This is a genomic window from Microvirga terrestris (assembly GCF_015694425.1).
GTDB lineage: Bacteria > Pseudomonadota > Alphaproteobacteria > Rhizobiales > Beijerinckiaceae > Microvirga > Microvirga terrestris.
On sequence record NZ_JADQDN010000002.1, the window covers coordinates 38,660 to 55,423 of the forward strand.

The following is a 16,764-nucleotide window of genomic DNA, read 5'->3' on the forward strand; positions in this document are numbered from 1 at the left end:
CCCCAAATGGAGGAGGACGTGCAGAGCCGCGCGCAGCATCATGATCGACGAGCGCTCACCGATTGATTCGAAACTCGGCCCACGATGGGAGCAGCCTTACGGCGTCCCTTCGATCCAACGATGCGGGCTGCCAAGGAGCAAGCTAATGAACCGTGCGCTCATCATCATGTTCGGCATTGCCATGACGGCAACGACGGCGAACGCCGCCGAGACCACGCTCGACGTCGAGGGCGAATGCAGGTCCATCGCCGATTCCGACCTGTCCGGCTGTCGGTGCCAGGGCTTGTACTACACGAGCAAGTTCGGCTCCGAAGAAGGCGCCGCCGCCCTGCATCTCGTGGGCCGCAGCTACGTGAACGAGCCTCGCATAGCCGCAGCCTCCCTGTATGATCGCTTCGGGGCCGATACGCTCAACAGGGTTGCACAGAGAATCATGACGACCCAGGACGAGGTCATGTCCTACTGCCCCTTCAGCGCGCATGCCGCAGATTGACCATGCCGGTCACACCCGCCGAGGCGGCCCTGGTCGTGTTCACCGTTTGCAACACGGCCCGGGTCTTCGCCTATCTGCCGCAGATCGTGAAGATCAGCCGGGATACGCAGGGCGCCGTGGCCATCTCCTACGCGACCTGGACTCTGTTCGGCGTATCCCATCTGTCCACGGTCGCCTATGCGGTCCTGGTGGTGGATGACTGGCGCATGGCGGCGGTCTTTGTCGCGAACACGTTGTGCTGTGTCGCCATCGTGAGCCTGACGGCCTGGAAGCGCGCGATGTTCGGACGGCACCGACACAACCCGACAACGGCCGGCGCGAGCGCGGGGATCGGCGCGCAGCCGGATCAACGTTGAGACCGGTCGACCAAGTTGTAGTTGGTCCAAATCGCTTCTGATCCCTACCGCGCCCGTGTTCAAGCGATCCTCAGATCCACCGCGATCATCTCGTGGTCCGACACCGCCCTGCCCAGCTCGTCGACCGCTGAGATGACCTGAGGGTTTGACGCCTCACACCCGCGCACCACGAACCAGTCGAGCTTGCCGAAGGGCGGCGCGGGCTTGTTCGTCGGGCCGGGCGTCTGTGTTGGCAGCGGGAGGTTCGCGTGCTGCCATTCGAAACCGGCCTTGCGCAGGCTGGCGAAGAGCGGCTCGAAGCGCTCGGGCGCCTCCAGCAGGAGAGGCCGCTCGCCCTCGCCGCGCGGCAGGGCCTTGGTGTTGAAGTCGCCGCCGATCACGCAGGCCTCATCAGGAGCGATGACGTCGAGCGCGCGCAGCAGGGCCTCGATCTGCATCAGGCGGTCGGCCGGATCGGACTTGCTCTCGAGATGCGTGCTCACGATCCATAGCGGCCGGGGCGCCTCGGCCACGCGGGCGGCCAGTGCCATGCGCCCGCCGACGCGCCTCTGGAGGCCGTCGATGCCGGGAAACCACAGGCCGTTCTCCTCGAGCGGGATCAGCCAGGGGTGCTCCAGGGCAAGGCCCGTCACGATGGCATTGCCGTGCAGGCCGCTTGCATTGCGTTGACCGGCGCATTGCGCGACCTCGTCCGCGCTGCCGAGGTCGAGTTCGGCGAACTCAGCCCCGTAGAGATAGCCGTCCCCAGTTCCGGCGGTCAGGTCCCGAATGGTGTGGGCGTTGCCGGATCGCGCCATGCCGAGATCGACCTCGCTCAGCAGCGTCACCTGCGCACCGGCCTGCCGCATGAGATGCCGGGTCGCCCGCCTGTCCTTGAGGCGCTGCGCGTTGAACGCTGCGATCCTGATGGAGCCGGGCCACGGCCGCGGGTTAGCGGGCGGAGAATGCTCGACGGCGTGCAGGGCGGGGATGCGCTCGAGCAGGCTCCCGTGGACGGCCTTTTGCCCTAGCGTGGATGCCTGCCGGGCGTCCTCCAGCACAATGCTGTCCGGGGGCTCGAGGTCAGACACGAACCGGGCGATCAGGGCGCGCATGGACAGGCCTTCAAAAAACCGTCATGGATCTTCCTCATGGTGGAATAACGCCGCATGCCGAAAGACCGACATCCAAGAAATTTTTTAGCTTGGCTTTAGGAACTTTTCGTCTAGGTGGGCGTTGTGTAGCCGCAATAAGCTTAGCCGGGGAGAAGGCCCATGATGTTTTGGGCTGTCGTTGTCGCGCTCGTTTCGGGCGCGTTCGCCTACGTGGGCGATCAGTCTTCCACGCTTGTCAGCTTCGCCGAGATCGTCGGCGTCATCGCCCTGTTCACCCTGATCTGCGCCGCCGAAGCCTTCAGCATTCCAAAGAATCCTTCGTTCGAAAAGACCTCCGTTCAGACCGAATCCTGACCGACCTGAACGGTAGCGGTGTGCGGATTCGCACCGTGAGCTCCAAAACCTGCCCGAACGGCATGGAGGCACATTGCCCATGATGTGAAACCGTGATTATGTTTCATATCATGAACATGCCCAACCCGGCCCTGACTGCATCCATCGATCTGGAGAAGCTCACAAACGATCTCGTGGCTTCCATCTCCGCCAGCCCGCGCGGAGCATTGAACGATGCTCTGCAGCAGGCTCTCGCCCGCACGGTCGAAGCCAAGGTCAATGCCCAGCTTGCCGTGGTTCTGGAGGGCATCGGCGATGCCTTCTACTCCCTCGACGCGCATTGGCGTTTCAGCTACATCAACCGGGCGGCGGAAACCTATTTCGGCCTTCCCCGACAGGCGATGCTCCACAAGGTGATCTGGGATGTGTTTCCCGAATCCGAGGGTACCGACCTGCGTGGCCGCTACGAGGGGGTCTTCCTCTCAGGCCACCCTCTGTCCTTCGAAGGCGAGGCCGTCGGGCGACCCGGGCGCCACCTGGAATTCCATGTCTTCCCCTATAACGGCGGCATCGGCGTCAGCTTTCGCGACTGGACGGAGCGGCGCAGAGCCGAGGAGGAGCTGCGCGCCAGCGAGGCGCGCCTGAGCGCCTTGGCCAACAATGCGCCCGCCTGCATGTTCTATCAGACCAGCCATTCTGCGGACTATCACGAGCGCAAGGTGCTCTATGTCTCGAAGACCTGCGAGATCCTCACGGGTGTCCCTGTGGAGAAAGCGCAGTCCAATCCGGATCTGCTCTACAGCCTCGTGCTGCCGCATCACCGCGAGCGCATGCTCGCGCGGCGGCTGGAGAGCCTTCGCACCCTCACCGAATGCCAGGAGGAGGTTGAGATGCAGCATGCCAGGACCGGCGAGACGCGCTGGCACCGCATCATCACGACGCCGCGGCGGCTGGAGAATGGCGGTATCGTCTGGGACGGCATCCAGATCGACATCACCGACCACAAGCGGTCGGAGGAGCACCTGCGACTTCTGCTCAACGAGCTGAACCACCGGGTGAAGAACACCCTGGCTACCGTACAGTCCCTGGCGTCCCAGAGTTTCCGGGTGCGAGGGGCCAGCGAGGCGCGGGACCTGCCCGCCCTCTACGCCGCTTTCGAGGCCCGACTCTTCGCGCTGGCCCGGGGCCACGACATACTCACCCGGGAAAACTGGGAAGGCGCAGGCTTGGTCGAACTCGTCGCCCAGGCCTTCGATCCCTACCGGGACCCCTCGGACGATGGCAGCCGGATCCGGCTCGAAGGGCAGGACCTTCGCGTGACGCCCTCCATGGCACTGAGCCTTTCCATGGCCATGCACGAACTGTGCACGAATGCGGCCAAGTACGGCGCCCTTGGCGCTGCCGAAGGCCAGGTCCTGGTGTCCTGGTCAACGGTTGAGGCCGCACCCGGCCCGCGGCTCGTCATGAACTGGGAGGAGTATGGCGGGCCGCCCGTTTCCCCGCCATCGCGCAAGGGCTTCGGCTCGCGCCTGATCCAAGACGGTCTCGCCCGCGAGCTCAACGGCGAGGTTCGCCTGATCTACCGGCCTGAAGGGGTGGTCTGCACGATCGACGTGCCTCTTTCGTGAGCAGACCGAACCGGTTTTCAAGAGGCGCATAGATCATTAGTCGATAGCGGCCCGAGGGTTCTTGCGGAGGGAACCCGATTTGGTGTCAATAGGGCGCAAGTGACGAAGTCACGACCCCAGAGGGAGGAGTTAGTATATGAAACGTCGTCAGTTTTTGCAGGCAACGGCGGTCGGCGCCGCCTCGACCGCGGTGGCCGCTCCGGCGATCGCCCAGTCGGCTCCCGAGGTAAAGTGGCGCCTGCAGTCCGGCTTCCCGAAGTCCCTCGATACCATCTACGGCGCGGCTGAAACCATCGCCAAGTACGTGTCGGAAGCCACCGACGGCAAGTTCCAGATCCAGCCCTTCGCGGCGGGTGAAATCGTCGGTACCCCGCAGATCGCCGACGCTGTCGGCGGCGGCACCGTCGAGCTGGGCCACACCTGCTCCTACTACTACTTCGGCAAGGACCCGACCTTCGCCATCGGCACCGCCCTGCCCTTCGGCCTCAACGCCCGCCAGCAGAACGCCTGGCTCTATCATGGCGGCGGCAACGACCTGCTGAACGAGTTCTACGCCAAGCACAACCTGTACGGCATGCCGGCCGGCAACACCGGCGTGCAGATGGGCGGCTGGTTCCGCAAGGAAATCAAGACCGTTCAGGACCTGCAGGGCCTCAAGATGCGCATCGCCGGCCTCGCCGGTCAGGTGATGGCGAAGCTCGGCGTCGTGCCGCAGCAGATCCCGGGCGGCGACATCTATCCGTCGCTCGAGCGCGGCACCATCGACGCCGCCGAGTGGGTCGGCCCCTACGACGACGAGAAGCTCGGCTTCTCGAAAGTGGCGCCGTACTACTACTATCCCGGCTTCTGGGAAGGCGGCCCGTCGATCCACTTGTTCGTGAACCAGGCAAAATGGAAAGAATTGCCCAAGGCGTATCAGGCCATCCTGACCACGGCTTCGAGCTACGCCAACAACGACATGCTGGCCAAGTACGATGCCCGCAACCCGGCCGCCCTGCGCCGTCTGCTCGGTGCCGGCACGCAGCTGCGTCCGTTCTCGCAGGAGATCCTCGAGGCCGCCTACAAGGCCGCCAACGAGGTCTATGACGAGGTCTCGGGCAAGAATGCCGACTTCAAGAAGATCTACGAGAGCGTCCGCGGCTTCCGCAACGAGGAATACCTCTGGTTCCAAGTGGCCGAATACGCCTTCGACACCTTCATGATCCGGGCCCGCGCCCGCGGCTGATCTTCAGTTCAGCGACTATGAAGAAAGGGCGGTCGCAGGATCGCCCTTTTTTATTGCGGAAAACATGCTTACCTGAGTCGGCTCACCGGTTGCCCTGTCCGATGGGGGCGGCTCCTGACCCTCTGACCATAGAGAGACGATGCGCTGGACCTTCCGCATCAGCTTCCTGCTTCTCCTAGGCTGGGCCATCTTCATGGTCTCGCCTTTCGTTGCGCTCTACGATCTCTCCAAGGCCGTCCAAGCCAAGGATGTGGCGCGCATCACCGAGCGCGTCAATTTCAACGCCCTGCGCGCCTCCCTCGCCCGCCAGATCTTTGGAGAGTATCTGAAGACCCAGGACATCAGCGAACGTGACCGGCAGCTCGCCGCCCAGGCTGGAGCCGCCGCCCTCAATCCGGTTCTGGAGGAACTCCTCACCCCCCAGGCTTTGATCGATCTTCTTGAAGACGGGCAGTTGCAGCAGATTCAGCGGGAGGGGGCGGCCGGGCCAGCGATCCGCTTCGATCCCGGCTCCCTCCAGCAGGCCTTGCGGATCTTCGTCCTGTCTGAATCACAGGGTTTCAGGGCCATCACGATCCCGCTGAACCCGGACGAGCCCCGAGACCGGCAATTCAGGCTCACCCTACGCCTGAGCGGCACCACCTGGCGCCTAACAGGAATCGACCTCCCCACCTCACTCCAGGAAGAGTTACGCAAGCGTGCTACGGTCGCGTCAAAGTAGACGTGCCAGACCAACTTGGCCAGAGAAGGAACATTGAGGCCAAGCTCAGCGTTCTTTTTCGGAAGTATTCTGATGTAGGGTTAAGTTATGCGTAAACTTGCTATCGGACTGTCTGCATCCGCTCTCTTAATCATGCCTCATCTTGCCCTCGCCCAAGATGGAACGGCAGCAGGCGTTGCGACCGGCGCCGTCACCGGTGCGATCGTAGGTGGCCCTGTGGGCGCGGTGATCGGTGCAGGCGTAGGCGGCATTGCAGGCGGCGTTGCCGAGCAGAATGCGAAGGCCCAATCAGCGCCGAACGTGCTGGTCGTTTCGGATCCTACCACCACCGGTTCCATCCGCCAGCGGACCTGTAGCGTGGATATTCAGGGCAATCAGTCCTGTATGGACGTTATTCGCTAGGCAGACTTAGACGTCTAAGCATGCAAAACCCACCTGAACTCATCAGGCGGGTTTTGCATAGGCATCGATCGGAATTGGGAAACAGAATACTTCATACGAAAGTAATGTGCTGCATTCCATTCAGTGTGCGAACAGCCAACCTACCGTAGCAAGCGGGAATACCGTACCGAGAACAAAACAGATGACATGCGATGTCATTTGACTTCCCTCCATGCCAGAACAACCATGAATTTTTGATAACGTTCCAAAATTTTGGGAAGGTATTTTACGCTATACCATCGAGCTGAGGCGGAACAGCCCGTAATTGCTTTGTGAATACACTCAGTGCACACGTCGGAACCGAGCTTCGCTGTTTCCATTATCAATGCGCAAGTGGAGAGGGCGTAAACGATGGATGACCGGGACCGTTCCCGACGTGGGGTCATGAGAGACGCGGAATTCATCCGCAAGTTCCTCATCGCCCTCGGCCTGCTGGTGCTCGCCCTTCTGCTCTGGAAGCTCTCGGACGTGCTTCTGCTGGCCTTCGGCGCAGTTCTCGTGGCCATCATCCTGCATGCCGCCGCCGACGGTCTGGTTCGCTATCTGAGGGTTCCGGACCGGTGGGGGCTGATGGTGGCCGGTCTGCTCATCCTGGTGGCCTTCATTGGCCTCGGGGCGCTTTTTGGAACGCAGGTCCGGGCGCAGTTCTCGAATGTCGTCGAGCGCCTGCCGTCCGCTGTCGACAACTTCTCCAAGAATCTCGGCATTGGACCCGTCAGCGACGACATCTCGGAGATGATATCCAATGGTCCCAATGGTGGACTGGCTGCACGCCTCGCCGGGATCGGCGGCGCCATTCTCGACGGGCTCGCTAATTTCCTCCTGGTGGTGATCGCGGGCGTCTATGTCGCGGCGGATCCGCGGCTCTACACCCGCGGCCTCGTCAAGCTTTTCCCGAAGAACCAGCATGAGCGGGTCGAATCCTCGCTCGATGCATCAGGTCAGGTCCTGAGGCTCTGGCTGATCTCGCAGTTGATCGCGATGTCTTGTGTCGCCGTTCTCTCGACGTCGGCCTATTGGCTGATCGGACTGCCCTCACCCATCGGCCTCGGCCTCATCGCCGGCATCATGGATTTCATCCCCTTCCTCGGTCCGATCCTGGGAGCCCTGCCGGCGGTTCTGATCGCCTTCACCGTGAGCGGGGAAGCCGCGCTCTGGACGATGGGGGCCGTCCTGGTGATTCAGCAGATCGAGGGCAACGTCATCCAGCCTCTCGTGGCGCGAAGCATGATCAGCGTTCCGCCCGCCATGGCGCTGTTCGCCATCCTGGTCGGCAGCATCCTGTTCGGCACGCTCGGCCTGATCTTCGGCTTCCCCCTCGCGATCGTCACCTATGTGCTGGTGAAGAAGCTTTACGTGCGGGAGACCCTCGGCGAGCAAACGGAGGTTCCTGGCGAAGATAACGGCGACGGGCGCAAGGAAGCCCAATCCTGAGCCCACATGGACGCTCTGTGCCAGCGAGCCCATTGCAGATACCCGGAGAGGGTCTCCTGGAACCCTCGATCCGATTGCACATTAGACCGCTGTGCTTTCATGGCCGTCCGATCATGCGCTGTGCTGATAATTTACAGAGCGGCTGAGAGGCCGCGCTTTGGTTCGGAGGAGACCTCATGTCCGATATCGTCGTCAAAACGCCCCTGCAATATCTCGACAAGGCGACATCCGCCCTGCGGGAGCTCGGGATCATTCCGCCTCAGGCCATGGACGCGCCGATCAACGGACTTCTGGAAAAGATTTCGGATCTGGATCAGGACAGGATTGTGATCATCGCACGCACCCTGGGCCAGACTAGCGTGTTCAACGAGGTGGTGCGCGAGCAGACACAAGCCATGGAAATCGGCGAGCGCTACCGCGAGATCACGGAATCCTTCAACTCGATCCGCGACGACACGAAGAAGATGGTCGACCAGTTGGATGACCAGAAGATCGATCTCTTCGAGCGCATCAACAATGTCTGGATGAAGGTTTCGCGCGGCGATGTTGCGGACCGCTTCGACAGGATCAAGGAAGTCTATCTCGACGTGACCCGCTCGACCAAGGATCAGATCGAGCGCGAGCAGATCATCCTCGATGCCTACCGCGATTTCCGCGGCGCCCTCAAACATGCGGAGGTGATGGCCCTTGAGGTCCTGCGAACCGCTGAGCAGAAGCTCGAAGCCGCCAAGGCGGATCTGCAGAAGGCGTCCGATACGGTCGTCAACTTCAAGGGCACGGAAGTGGCAGATCGCGCTCGCCTCGAGCTCACGCGCGACGAACAGCTCCGGCGCACCCAGGACGAGGAAAAGCGCTATCAGATCGCCAAGGATCTCTCCGACAACCTGACGGTGAGCTACAACACCTCCGAAGTGATCATGGCGCGCCTGATGCAGATGACGAACGCCAAGGAACGCGTCTATGCCCAGGCGGTCTCTTTCTTCTCCACCAACGACTCGGTGTTCACGGCGCTGAAAGCGTCGTTCACCGGCATGTTCGGCCTGAACGAGTCGACCCAGACCCTGAACGAGATGAAGGAGGGCGTTTCCCGCAGCCTTGAGGTTCTGGCCGAGATCGGCGATCAGGTCGGCGAGGCCGCCGTGAAGGCAGGTTACGGCCCGACCATCCGGGCCGACGCGGTGAAGAAGCTCGTGGACTCCGTGATCACATTCCAGGAGCGTTCCCAGGAGATCATCGGGGAGATGCGCCGCCTCGCGACGCAGAACTCCGCCGAGATCCGCGAGGCGGTCGAGGACGGCAAGCGGCGTATCGCACGCCTCGTTGCGGAAGGACAGGCGCTGCCGGCCAATGGCTGAGATGGTTGCCACTGCGCCCGCGAGCCCTCCCGACCAGCCGCCCCGGGACCTCGACGAGGTTATGCTCGCGATGGACGTGGTGGACACGCTCCGCCACCAGGAAAACCTCGTCAGCCGTGAGTTGAGCGAGCATGACCGCGACGCCCAGCTGCTGCAGCGCCTGCGCGAGATCTACCACGGACAGGGAATCGAGGTCCCGGACCGCATCCTGCAGGAAGGCGTGCAGGCCCTGAAGGAGCAGCGCTTCGTCTATACGCCGCCTGGTCCAAGCTTCTCCCACACGGTGGCGCGGGCCTGGGTCAACCGGGGGCGGATCGGACGGCTCCTCGTCACCCTGCTGGCGCTGTTGGCCTTCGGTTGGGGCGCCTATCACTTCGGCGTCGTCGAGCCTGCTCGCCAGCGGGCTGCCGAGGTGCAGGCCCAGGCCGAGCGCAACCGGATCGAGCTGGCCACGCGACTGCCGACGGCCCTGGAGCAGGGGCACGAGGATGTGCTGCGGGAGGCGCAGGTGCCGGCGGCGCGGGAAAGGGCCGATCGGCTCCTCGCCGAAGGCAAGACCGCTATTGCCCGCGGTGACGCCGACCGAGCCCGGCAGGCCCTCAATGACTTGGAGGTCCTGCGCGCGGAGCTGCGGCGCGAATATGTACTGCGCATCGTCTCCCGCCCCGGAGAGCCAAGCGGCGTCTGGCGGGTGCCGGAGCGTAATCCGGCCGGACGAAACTACTACCTGATCGTGGAGCCGGTCGCCCCGGACGGGCGGATCCTCAGCCTGCCGGTCACGAGCGAGGAGGATGGGCGCACCGTCACCGCGTCGAAATGGGGCGTGCGCGTGAGCGAGACCACGGCCATGCAGGTGCAGCGGGACAAGAGCGATGACGGCATCGTGCAGCGCAACCGCTTGGGCGAGAAGCGCCGGGGCCAGCTCGACGTCGAGTACCAGATGCCGGTCCTCAATGGTGCGATCACACAATGGTAGGACGATGATTTCGGGACGTCAGGCGCTCGCACAGATCGAGCACATCATCGAGAAAGCCCGTCAGCAGGAGGCGGCGTGCGAGCTTGTCTATTCGCGCGCCACTGAGGAGGTCGGCCGCCTTCGGATCCAGCGCACGGAGGCGTTCCGCGAGCTGGCGCGGCTGAAGCTCGACGCGATCCGCCAGGACCAGGTCGTGGGCCAGCTGGATGCCGCCGAACGGCAGGCGCTGAGCGTGCTCAACAGCCGCCAGGAGGCCTTGCGCCAGCTCACCGAGCGGCGGCGTCAGGCCGAAGAGCGGGTAAGGCAGGCCGAGGCCCATCGGCAGGCCGCCGTGGATGCCCTGGAGCAGGCCTTGGCCCAGGTCGAAGCCCTGCGCCGGGACGTGGAGGCTAAAATCAGCGCCGACCCAGAATGGATCGCGTCCCGCGCCCGGGTGGCCGAAATCACCGGACAGGCCCAGCAGGCTGAAAAGAAGGCCGTGCAGGCGGAAACCGACCGGGACGAGAAGCGCCGACCTTACGAAGCCGACCCGCTCTTCATGTATCTATGGACGCGAAAGTTCGGCACGGCGGCCTACCGGGTCGGTCACTTCACCCGCGCCATGGACCGCGTCGTGGCGCGCGTCGTCGGCTACGACAAGGCGCGGGCCAACTACGCCCTCCTCAACGAGATCCCGGAGAGGCTGCGCGAGCACGCCCGCCGCATCATCGATGATCTGAAGGCTGTCCGGAGCCGGCTGACCGCGCTAGAGCGCCAAGCGCTTGTAGTTGCCGGAACCCCGCCGCTGGAGGAAAAGGCCGCGCAGAACAAAGAGGCCGTGGATGACGCCGAGCGGAGTCTTGCCGAGGCCCGGTCAGCGCTCGCCGATCTGGACCGCACCCACGATGCCTCGGTGCTGGAAGGAGATGCACCCTACCGGGAGGCCGTGGCACTTCTGGCGGCCGCGGACGAGCGCGAGGATCTCAACCAGCTCTACGAGGAAGCCTTGCGCACCCCCACGCCCCAGGACGAGGCGCTCGTGCGCCGCATCCAGGCGACCGATGTTATGATCAACCGAGCGCTGCGCCAGGCAGTGGACGCTCACCGCCAGCTCAAGGAGACGGCCAAGCGGCGGGCCATGATCGAGCAGGAATGGGAGGAGCTGCGCAGCCAGGGCTACGATACCCCCTATGGCACCTTCGGCAATGAGGCCGCCCTCGGCAACGTGCTCGGCGGCGTTCTCACCGGGGCGATCGGCGGAGCCATTCTCGGGCAGGTGCTGCGCGGCGGCTTCCACCATGGCCCCAGCCCTTGGGATTCCGGCTTCGGCGGTGGAATTCCTTTCCCACAGCCGGGTGGTTTCGGAACGGGCGGATCCTTCGGCGGAGGCGGCTTCAGAACCGGTGGGTCCTTCTAACAGGAGCGGCTGAATGATCCCGGACAGCTAGGACTGTCATCTCATGACACCAAGCTGCGATGAGGCCAGACTTCTTACCCCTATAAAAAGCAGCGCTGGCGCGGATTGCTGAGGGTTTTTCCGGAACCCGCCGAGCACTGGCAGGTTTCCCGATCTTACCCAAAGGGAGGATCTGCCATGTTCCTACGCGTCGATAAACTCCAAATCGATCTCCCGGCGCCGAAGCGTCAGGACCCGAATGCGGCTGCAGCCCTCCAGGAGCTTCTCGGCGGCAAGTATGGGGAAATGTCGACTCTTGGGAACTACATGTTCCAGAGCTTCAACTTTCGCAGCAAGAGCAAGCTTCGCCCCTTCTACAGCTTGGTCGCAGCCATTACGGCGGAGGAACTCGGCCATGTGGAACTGGTCAGCAATGGTGTCGCCATGCTGAACAACGGCCCGGATGACGCCAATGACGATGAAGACGGCGGTGCCGACATTTCCGATGCGCCGTTCGAAGACATGAAGGACATTCGTCTCGCCGCAGCGTTCCTTTCCGGCGGCGGCGGCGCCATGCCGGTAAACAGCAACGGACAGTCGTGGAACAATGACTTCATCACCACGACCGGCAACGTGGTGCTCGATCTCCTGCACAACTTCCATCTCGAATGCGGCGCCAGACTGCATAAGCTGCGTGTTTACGAGACGCTGACGGACCCGACCGGGCGCGAAGTCTGCGGCTACCTCTTGGTCCGGGGCTCCGTTCACGCCCATGCCTACGCGTTGGCGCTGAAGAAGATCACGGGCGTCGAAATCGAGAAGATGCTCCCCACTCCCAACATCCCTCTCGGCAACATTCCGGAATGCCAGAAATATCTCGATGAGGGCTCCCACCGGCGCCTCTATACGTTCAGCCCGGACGACTACAAGGAAATGGCCGGGATCTGGGGCAACGGCGAGGTGGCGCTGCCTGACGATCCTCCAGGCGAATTGACCGTGGTGGAGGGCATGCCCGAAGGCGGCAAGATCCAGCAACTCACAGGCGTCCCCTCGGCCTTCACGCCCGATTATGCACCGGAAGAAATGTTCGAGATCGCTACCAAGCTCTACAAGGCATCACGCTGATACGAAGCGGGAAAGGGCAGCACCCTTTCCCGCCCTATTTCAGTCTTCAGGATGCTCCATCGGCCAGTCGGTGATGCGCTCCAGCAGTTCGGCGATGCTGAAATTCTCCTCTGGTCCGGCCACCCGGTCGCGTACGGAGATGCCGGCCGCATGCACCGTCTCCGGGTCGCCGGAGACGAGCGGGTGCCACCAATAGAGATCCCGGCCTTCTGCCAGCAAACGGTAGGCGCAGGTCTGGGGCAGCCAGGAGAGGCTCCGGACTGCCTGTGGCGTCAGGCGCACGCAATCGGCCACCTTGGCCTGACGGTTCGGGTAGTCGCGGCAGCGGCAGGTCTGATCGTCCAGAAGAGTGCAGCCCACATTGGTGTACATCACCTCGGCCGAGTCCTCGTCCTCTAGCTTGACGAGGCAGCAACGGCCGCAGCCGTCGCACAGGCTCTCCCATTCCTCGAGGCTCATGGCCTCCAGAGACTTCGTGCGCCAGAAGGGATGCTCCTCCGGCTGGGAGCGGATCATGGGTGCGGCATTTGGCATGTGGGCGCTTTGACGTCTCTTTGAGGCGGTTTGAAGGAAGGTGCTAAACCGCACGTGTCGCAGCCTTTTAGCCCTTAAGAGGTAAATCTCCGTGAACCTACAAACAAGGTACGGAGTTATATACATCAGCCTCGCCGCGCTTCAGCGTTGCCGCTAGGATACCAAACGACCATAATATAAGCGCGGTCAGCCCGCCTGACCCGCCCCGAAGGACCACCGTGAGCCAGCAGCCTCCCCTCCCTTTCACGACACGGATCAAGCGTGCCGCGCTCGCATTCGATGCTTGGCTCAATTCGGCTCTGTTCCAGGGCCGAAGCGGCCTCGGCGGCGCGTGGGAATGGTATTCGGAAAAGATGAAGTGCCTGCGGTTTCGCGGTGCTCCCCGTGTTCTCCTCGACCTGACGAGCGAAGCGACCACCCTCGGCGCGGCCGGCGCTGTGGTCATGCTGGCGCTCGCTCTTCCGGCCTTCCAGGAGACCGAGGACGACTGGCTCAAGACCCAGGACCTCGCCGTCACCTTCCTCGACCGCTACGGCCAGGAGGTCGGGCGGCGCGGGCTCCACCTTGACGATTCCTACAAGCTTGAGGATTTCCCGGATCACCTGATCAAGGCGGCACTGGCGACCGAAGACCGGCGCTTCTACGATCACTGGGGCATCGACCCCTTCGGCACCCTGCGCGCCCTCATGGTCAATGCGCAGGGCGGCGGCGTGGTGCAGGGCGGCTCCTCCATCACCCAGCAGTTGGCCAAGAACCTCTTCCTGACGAACGAGCGCTCGCTGGAGCGCAAGATCAAGGAAGCCTTCCTGGCGATCTGGCTCGAATTCCACCTCACCAAGGACGAGATCCTCAAACTCTATCTCGACCGCGCCTATATGGGCGGTGGCGCTCATGGCGCCGTGGCGGCGGCCGATTATTACTTTGGCAAGCCGGCGAAAGACCTGACGCTGGCGGAATCGGCCATGCTGGCCGGCCTGTTCAAGGCACCGACCAAGTACGCTCCGCATGTCAACCTGCCTGCCGCTCGCGCCCGGGCAAACGAAGTGCTGCGCAACATGGTCGAAGCCGGCTTCCTCACTGAGGGCCAGATCCAGATCGCCCGGCGCAATCCGGCCATCCCGGTGAGCCGAGAACGCGAGACGACACCCGACTTCTACCTCGACTGGGCTTTCGAGCAGGTGAAGTTCCAGGCCTCGCAGAAGAAGTTCGGCAACGAGCGCGTGCTGATCGTGAAGACACCCCTCGACACAGCCCTACAGCGCCATGCGGAGCAGACTCTCGAGAACATGCTTCGTCAGCACGGCCGCCAGTACAAGGTGGGCCAGGGCGCCCTGGTGGTCATGGATGTCGACGGTGCCGTGCGCGCCATCGTGGGTGGGCGCGATTACGGGCAGAGCCAGTTCAACCGCGCCACCGGAGGCCTGCGCCAGCCGGGCTCCTCCTTCAAACCCTTCGTGTATGCGGCGGCTCTCACCACCAATCCGAAGCTGCGGCCGAATTCCATCGTGACCGACCGGCCCGTTTGTCTGGGCAACTGGTGCCCTCAGAACTATGGCCGCTCCTTCTCGGGCTCGATGCCGCTCGTCTCTGCCTTGGCGCGCTCCATCAATTCCATTCCTGTGATCATGTCGGTCGAGATCGGCAAGGGCAACGCCAAGGCAGGCCGCGCCGTGATCGTCGATACGGCCAAGCGCATGGGGCTGACTCACCCGCTCACGGACTCGAGCTCGCTGCCCATCGGCGCCGCCGAGGTTACCGCCATCGACATGGCAGCGTCCTATGCGGTCTTCGCCAATGGCGGAAAGCGCGCCGACCCTTATGCGGCCTGGGAGGTGCGCAACTCCTCCGGTGAGATCATCTACCGCCATGACCGTGATACCCCGCCCAAGCAGGTGCTCGACACCCGCGTGGTGCAGGACATGAACTTCATGCTGAACAAGGTCGTGGAGGAAGGCACCGGCAAGCGCGCCATCCTTGAAGGAATCCCGGTGGCCGGCAAGACCGGCACCACGAACGGCTACAAGGACGCGTGGTTCGTGGGCTTCACGGGCAATCTGGTGGCCAGCGTCTGGTACGGCAACGACGATTCCACCCCCATGAACGAGATGACCGGCGGTACGCTCCCGGCCATGACCTGGCACGACGTGATGAATGTGGCCCACCAGAACCTGGAGATCCGCCCGATCCCTGGTGCAAGCCCGGCCAATGCCACCCGCGTCGCCTCCTCGAGCCGTCCGGCAGCCGATCCGTCCCAGTCCTCGTCACAGGCTTTCCTAGCCGGCACCCTGTCGCGCAAGTCCTATGAAGTCCTCGGCGGGATCGGCACCCTGTTCCAGTCTGTCGACCGCTCCGTCACCACAGGCAGGGCTCCGGAAGCGCCGCGCAGTTCTGCGGCTGTGGATGCCCCCCGCCAAGTCGCCATGCCCTGACCATGCAGAGTGAAGCTCTCTTGACGAACGCCCCTGCGGCCGCTTCGATGCGCGCGCCATCGAGGCCATCCCTGTCCGTGTCCATCCGCCGAGTTCCCACAGCCATCCTGGTCGTCTACTCGCTTCTTCTGGCGCTGGGAGTCGGCCTGGGCTCGGCCTATTGGGCCATCAATGGCAAACCGCCCTTCGGCAGCCTCCGGCTGGGTCCGTGGCAGTCCTGGCCCAAGCTCGGCGCCCCTGAGGCCGATCCGTACATGCGCGCCATCATCGCCCGCAGGAGCGACGTGCCCCTCGCCACGGGCGAAGGGATGGGGTTCACGGCCAGCGTGGACAATGACGGCAGGCCTCTCGATTCGGCCTGCTCCTACAGCATCGGCCCGGTCGCGCCCATTGCCCGTGTCTGGACCGTCACCCTGTATGATCAGGCCGGTCGCCTGCCGAGCACCGAACTTAAGCGTAGAAGCTTCACTTCGGCGGAAGTGCTGCGCGATGCACAGGACCATTTCTCCATTGCCCTGTCCCGGAATGTGCAACCGGGCAACTGGCTCCAGCTTCCCGCGGGAGGCCCCTTCACGGTCGCGCTACGCCTCTATGATCCTCCAGGCGCCGCGGGGGCCAATCTCGAGGAGAGCGAAATGCCCGTCATCCAGCGGCTGGAGTGCGGAGCATGAGAGGGTTCGGGCGTTTCGTCATCGCTACCCTGTGCGGCCTCGTGATTGCCGCTGGGGTCCATATCGTGGCGATCCTCGGCAGCCCCTATCTGGCCGACCAGGATGCCTTCTCCAAGGTGCAGGCGACCCTGACCGCAGACAAGGCTCAGATCATCAGCGCGCCCGGCGGCGAGAACACTTGGCTGCCCAATCCCGATCCTGCAGTGGCGGTCGCCACCTGCGCGTTCGACCTGCGCAATGGGCCGATGCGTGTCGCCACCCGCACAGGCTCGCTTCCCCTCTCCTTCTCGTTCCACAAGGAGACAGGCGGAGTGTTCTTTGCGGTAACGGATCGTGCCGCCGTGCGGGGTGAACTCGAGATCGTCGCTATGACCGGGCGTCAACTCGATGAGGCAAGGGCTGCCGAGGACGAGAACGCCCCCTCCCGCGACGTGCGGATCGTTGCACCCGAAGTGCAGGGCTTCGTGATCGTTCGCGTTGTCGCGCCCAGTCCCAGCCTGCGGCCGCAGGCGGAGGAGATGGCGAAGGCGGTTGCCTGCACGGCCGAGCCGGACGCCTGAGACCCATGCCCTGG

17 protein-coding genes are annotated in these 16,764 nt (G+C 63.6%); 15 read left to right on the forward strand and 2 right to left on the reverse strand.

From position 1 onward, the window contains the following. The first annotated feature begins 145 nt into the window (after positions 1-145). Positions 146-493 (forward strand): hypothetical protein, encoded by a 348-nt coding sequence (locus tag I2H36_RS04280; protein WP_196262648.1) that lies wholly within the window; start codon positions 146-148, stop codon positions 491-493. A gap of 2 nt (positions 494-495) precedes the next feature. Further along, the gene (locus I2H36_RS04285) at positions 496-849 is read left to right on the forward strand and encodes a hypothetical protein (protein ID WP_196262649.1); all 354 of its coding nucleotides are present in this window, start codon (positions 496-498) and stop codon (positions 847-849) included. A gap of 59 nt (positions 850-908) precedes the next feature. Here I2H36_RS04285 and I2H36_RS04290 read toward each other — a convergent pair whose 3' ends face one another. Then, positions 909-1,943: an endonuclease/exonuclease/phosphatase family protein gene (locus I2H36_RS04290; protein WP_196262650.1), complete on the reverse strand. Its 1,035-nt coding sequence runs from the start codon at positions 1,941-1,943 to the stop codon at positions 909-911. Positions 1,944-2,102: 159 nt separating this feature from the next. Between I2H36_RS04290 and I2H36_RS04295 the strand changes: the two genes are divergently transcribed. The 10 genes from I2H36_RS04295 to I2H36_RS04340 all read left to right on the forward strand — a co-directional run bounded on the left by I2H36_RS04295 (position 2,103) and on the right by I2H36_RS04340 (position 12,556). Beyond that, positions 2,103-2,297: a hypothetical protein gene (locus tag I2H36_RS04295; RefSeq protein WP_196262651.1), complete on the forward strand. Its 195-nt coding sequence runs from the start codon at positions 2,103-2,105 to the stop codon at positions 2,295-2,297. Between the two features lie 110 nt (positions 2,298-2,407). Next, positions 2,408-3,904, forward strand: coding sequence for a sensor histidine kinase (locus I2H36_RS04300; protein WP_210330949.1), 1,497 nt, complete (start codon positions 2,408-2,410; stop codon positions 3,902-3,904). Between the two features lie 136 nt (positions 3,905-4,040). Beyond that, positions 4,041-5,129 carry a TRAP transporter substrate-binding protein gene (locus tag I2H36_RS04305; protein ID WP_196262653.1) on the forward strand — a complete coding sequence of 363 codons (1,089 nt, stop codon included), beginning with the start codon at positions 4,041-4,043 and terminating at the stop codon, positions 5,127-5,129. A 139-nt stretch (positions 5,130-5,268) separates the two neighbouring features. Further along, positions 5,269-5,850, forward strand: coding sequence for a DUF2939 domain-containing protein (locus I2H36_RS04310; RefSeq protein ID WP_196262654.1), 582 nt, complete (start codon positions 5,269-5,271; stop codon positions 5,848-5,850). Positions 5,851-5,937: 87 nt separating this feature from the next. Then, positions 5,938-6,252, forward strand: a complete 315-nt coding sequence (locus I2H36_RS04315; RefSeq protein WP_246718651.1) for a YMGG-like glycine zipper-containing protein — start codon at positions 5,938-5,940, stop codon at positions 6,250-6,252. Positions 6,253-6,675: 423 nt separating this feature from the next. Beyond that, entirely contained in the window at positions 6,676-7,725 is a 1,050-nt protein-coding gene (locus I2H36_RS04320; RefSeq protein WP_196262655.1) for an AI-2E family transporter, read from the forward strand. A 176-nt stretch (positions 7,726-7,901) separates the two neighbouring features. Next, positions 7,902-9,080, forward strand: a complete 1,179-nt coding sequence (locus I2H36_RS04325; protein WP_196262656.1) for a cell surface protein — start codon at positions 7,902-7,904, stop codon at positions 9,078-9,080. After that, a complete protein-coding gene (locus tag I2H36_RS04330; protein WP_196262657.1) occupies positions 9,073-10,056 on the forward strand; it encodes a DUF6384 family protein in 984 nt (327 codons plus the stop codon). The genes I2H36_RS04325 and I2H36_RS04330 overlap by 8 nt, the downstream gene beginning before the upstream one ends. A gap of 4 nt (positions 10,057-10,060) precedes the next feature. Beyond that, complete coding sequence (locus tag I2H36_RS04335; RefSeq protein WP_196262658.1) at positions 10,061-11,452, forward strand: coiled-coil domain-containing protein; 1,392 nt, start codon at positions 10,061-10,063, stop codon at positions 11,450-11,452. 177 nt (positions 11,453-11,629) lie between these two features. Beyond that, positions 11,630-12,556, forward strand: coding sequence for a manganese catalase family protein (locus tag I2H36_RS04340; protein WP_196262659.1), 927 nt, complete (start codon positions 11,630-11,632; stop codon positions 12,554-12,556). A gap of 39 nt (positions 12,557-12,595) precedes the next feature. Here I2H36_RS04340 and I2H36_RS04345 read toward each other — a convergent pair whose 3' ends face one another. Continuing rightward, positions 12,596-13,090: a YcgN family cysteine cluster protein gene (locus I2H36_RS04345; protein WP_196262660.1), complete on the reverse strand. Its 495-nt coding sequence runs from the start codon at positions 13,088-13,090 to the stop codon at positions 12,596-12,598. A 218-nt stretch (positions 13,091-13,308) separates the two neighbouring features. Here I2H36_RS04345 and I2H36_RS04350 point away from each other — a divergent pair, with 218 nt between their 5' ends. From I2H36_RS04350 to I2H36_RS04360, 3 genes are read left to right on the forward strand one after another with little or no spacing between them, the layout of a single operon-like run. Next, a complete protein-coding gene (locus I2H36_RS04350) occupies positions 13,309-15,519 on the forward strand; it encodes a PBP1A family penicillin-binding protein (protein WP_196262661.1) in 2,211 nt (736 codons plus the stop codon). 20 nt (positions 15,520-15,539) lie between these two features. After that, entirely contained in the window at positions 15,540-16,190 is a 651-nt protein-coding gene (locus I2H36_RS04355) for a DUF1214 domain-containing protein (RefSeq protein ID WP_196262662.1), read from the forward strand. After that, positions 16,187-16,750: a DUF1254 domain-containing protein gene (locus I2H36_RS04360; RefSeq protein WP_196262663.1), complete on the forward strand. Its 564-nt coding sequence runs from the start codon at positions 16,187-16,189 to the stop codon at positions 16,748-16,750. The genes I2H36_RS04355 and I2H36_RS04360 overlap by 4 nt, the downstream gene beginning before the upstream one ends. Positions 16,751-16,764 lie beyond the last annotated feature (14 nt).

Excerpts from the sequence above, each read along its gene's own strand:
- I2H36_RS04280 (WP_196262648.1), top strand. The coding sequence starts at position 146 with ATGAACCGTGCGCTCATCATCATGTTCGGCATTGCCATGACGGCAACG.
- I2H36_RS04285 (WP_196262649.1), top strand. The coding sequence starts at position 496 with ATGCCGGTCACACCCGCCGAGGCGGCCCTGGTCGTGTTCACCGTTTGC.
- I2H36_RS04290 (WP_196262650.1), bottom strand. The coding sequence starts at position 1,943 with ATGCGCGCCCTGATCGCCCGGTTCGTGTCTGACCTCGAGCCCCCGGAC.
- I2H36_RS04295 (WP_196262651.1), top strand. The coding sequence starts at position 2,103 with ATGATGTTTTGGGCTGTCGTTGTCGCGCTCGTTTCGGGCGCGTTCGCC.
- I2H36_RS04300 (WP_210330949.1), top strand. The coding sequence starts at position 2,408 with ATGAACATGCCCAACCCGGCCCTGACTGCATCCATCGATCTGGAGAAG.
- I2H36_RS04305 (WP_196262653.1), top strand. The coding sequence starts at position 4,041 with ATGAAACGTCGTCAGTTTTTGCAGGCAACGGCGGTCGGCGCCGCCTCG.
- I2H36_RS04310 (WP_196262654.1), top strand. The coding sequence starts at position 5,269 with ATGCGCTGGACCTTCCGCATCAGCTTCCTGCTTCTCCTAGGCTGGGCC.
- I2H36_RS04315 (WP_246718651.1), top strand. The coding sequence starts at position 5,938 with ATGCGTAAACTTGCTATCGGACTGTCTGCATCCGCTCTCTTAATCATG.
- I2H36_RS04320 (WP_196262655.1), top strand. The coding sequence starts at position 6,676 with ATGAGAGACGCGGAATTCATCCGCAAGTTCCTCATCGCCCTCGGCCTG.
- I2H36_RS04325 (WP_196262656.1), top strand. The coding sequence starts at position 7,902 with ATGTCCGATATCGTCGTCAAAACGCCCCTGCAATATCTCGACAAGGCG.
- I2H36_RS04330 (WP_196262657.1), top strand. The coding sequence starts at position 9,073 with ATGGCTGAGATGGTTGCCACTGCGCCCGCGAGCCCTCCCGACCAGCCG.
- I2H36_RS04335 (WP_196262658.1), top strand. The coding sequence starts at position 10,061 with ATGATTTCGGGACGTCAGGCGCTCGCACAGATCGAGCACATCATCGAG.
- I2H36_RS04340 (WP_196262659.1), top strand. The coding sequence starts at position 11,630 with ATGTTCCTACGCGTCGATAAACTCCAAATCGATCTCCCGGCGCCGAAG.
- I2H36_RS04345 (WP_196262660.1), bottom strand. The coding sequence starts at position 13,090 with ATGCCAAATGCCGCACCCATGATCCGCTCCCAGCCGGAGGAGCATCCC.
- I2H36_RS04360 (WP_196262663.1), top strand. The coding sequence starts at position 16,187 with ATGAGAGGGTTCGGGCGTTTCGTCATCGCTACCCTGTGCGGCCTCGTG.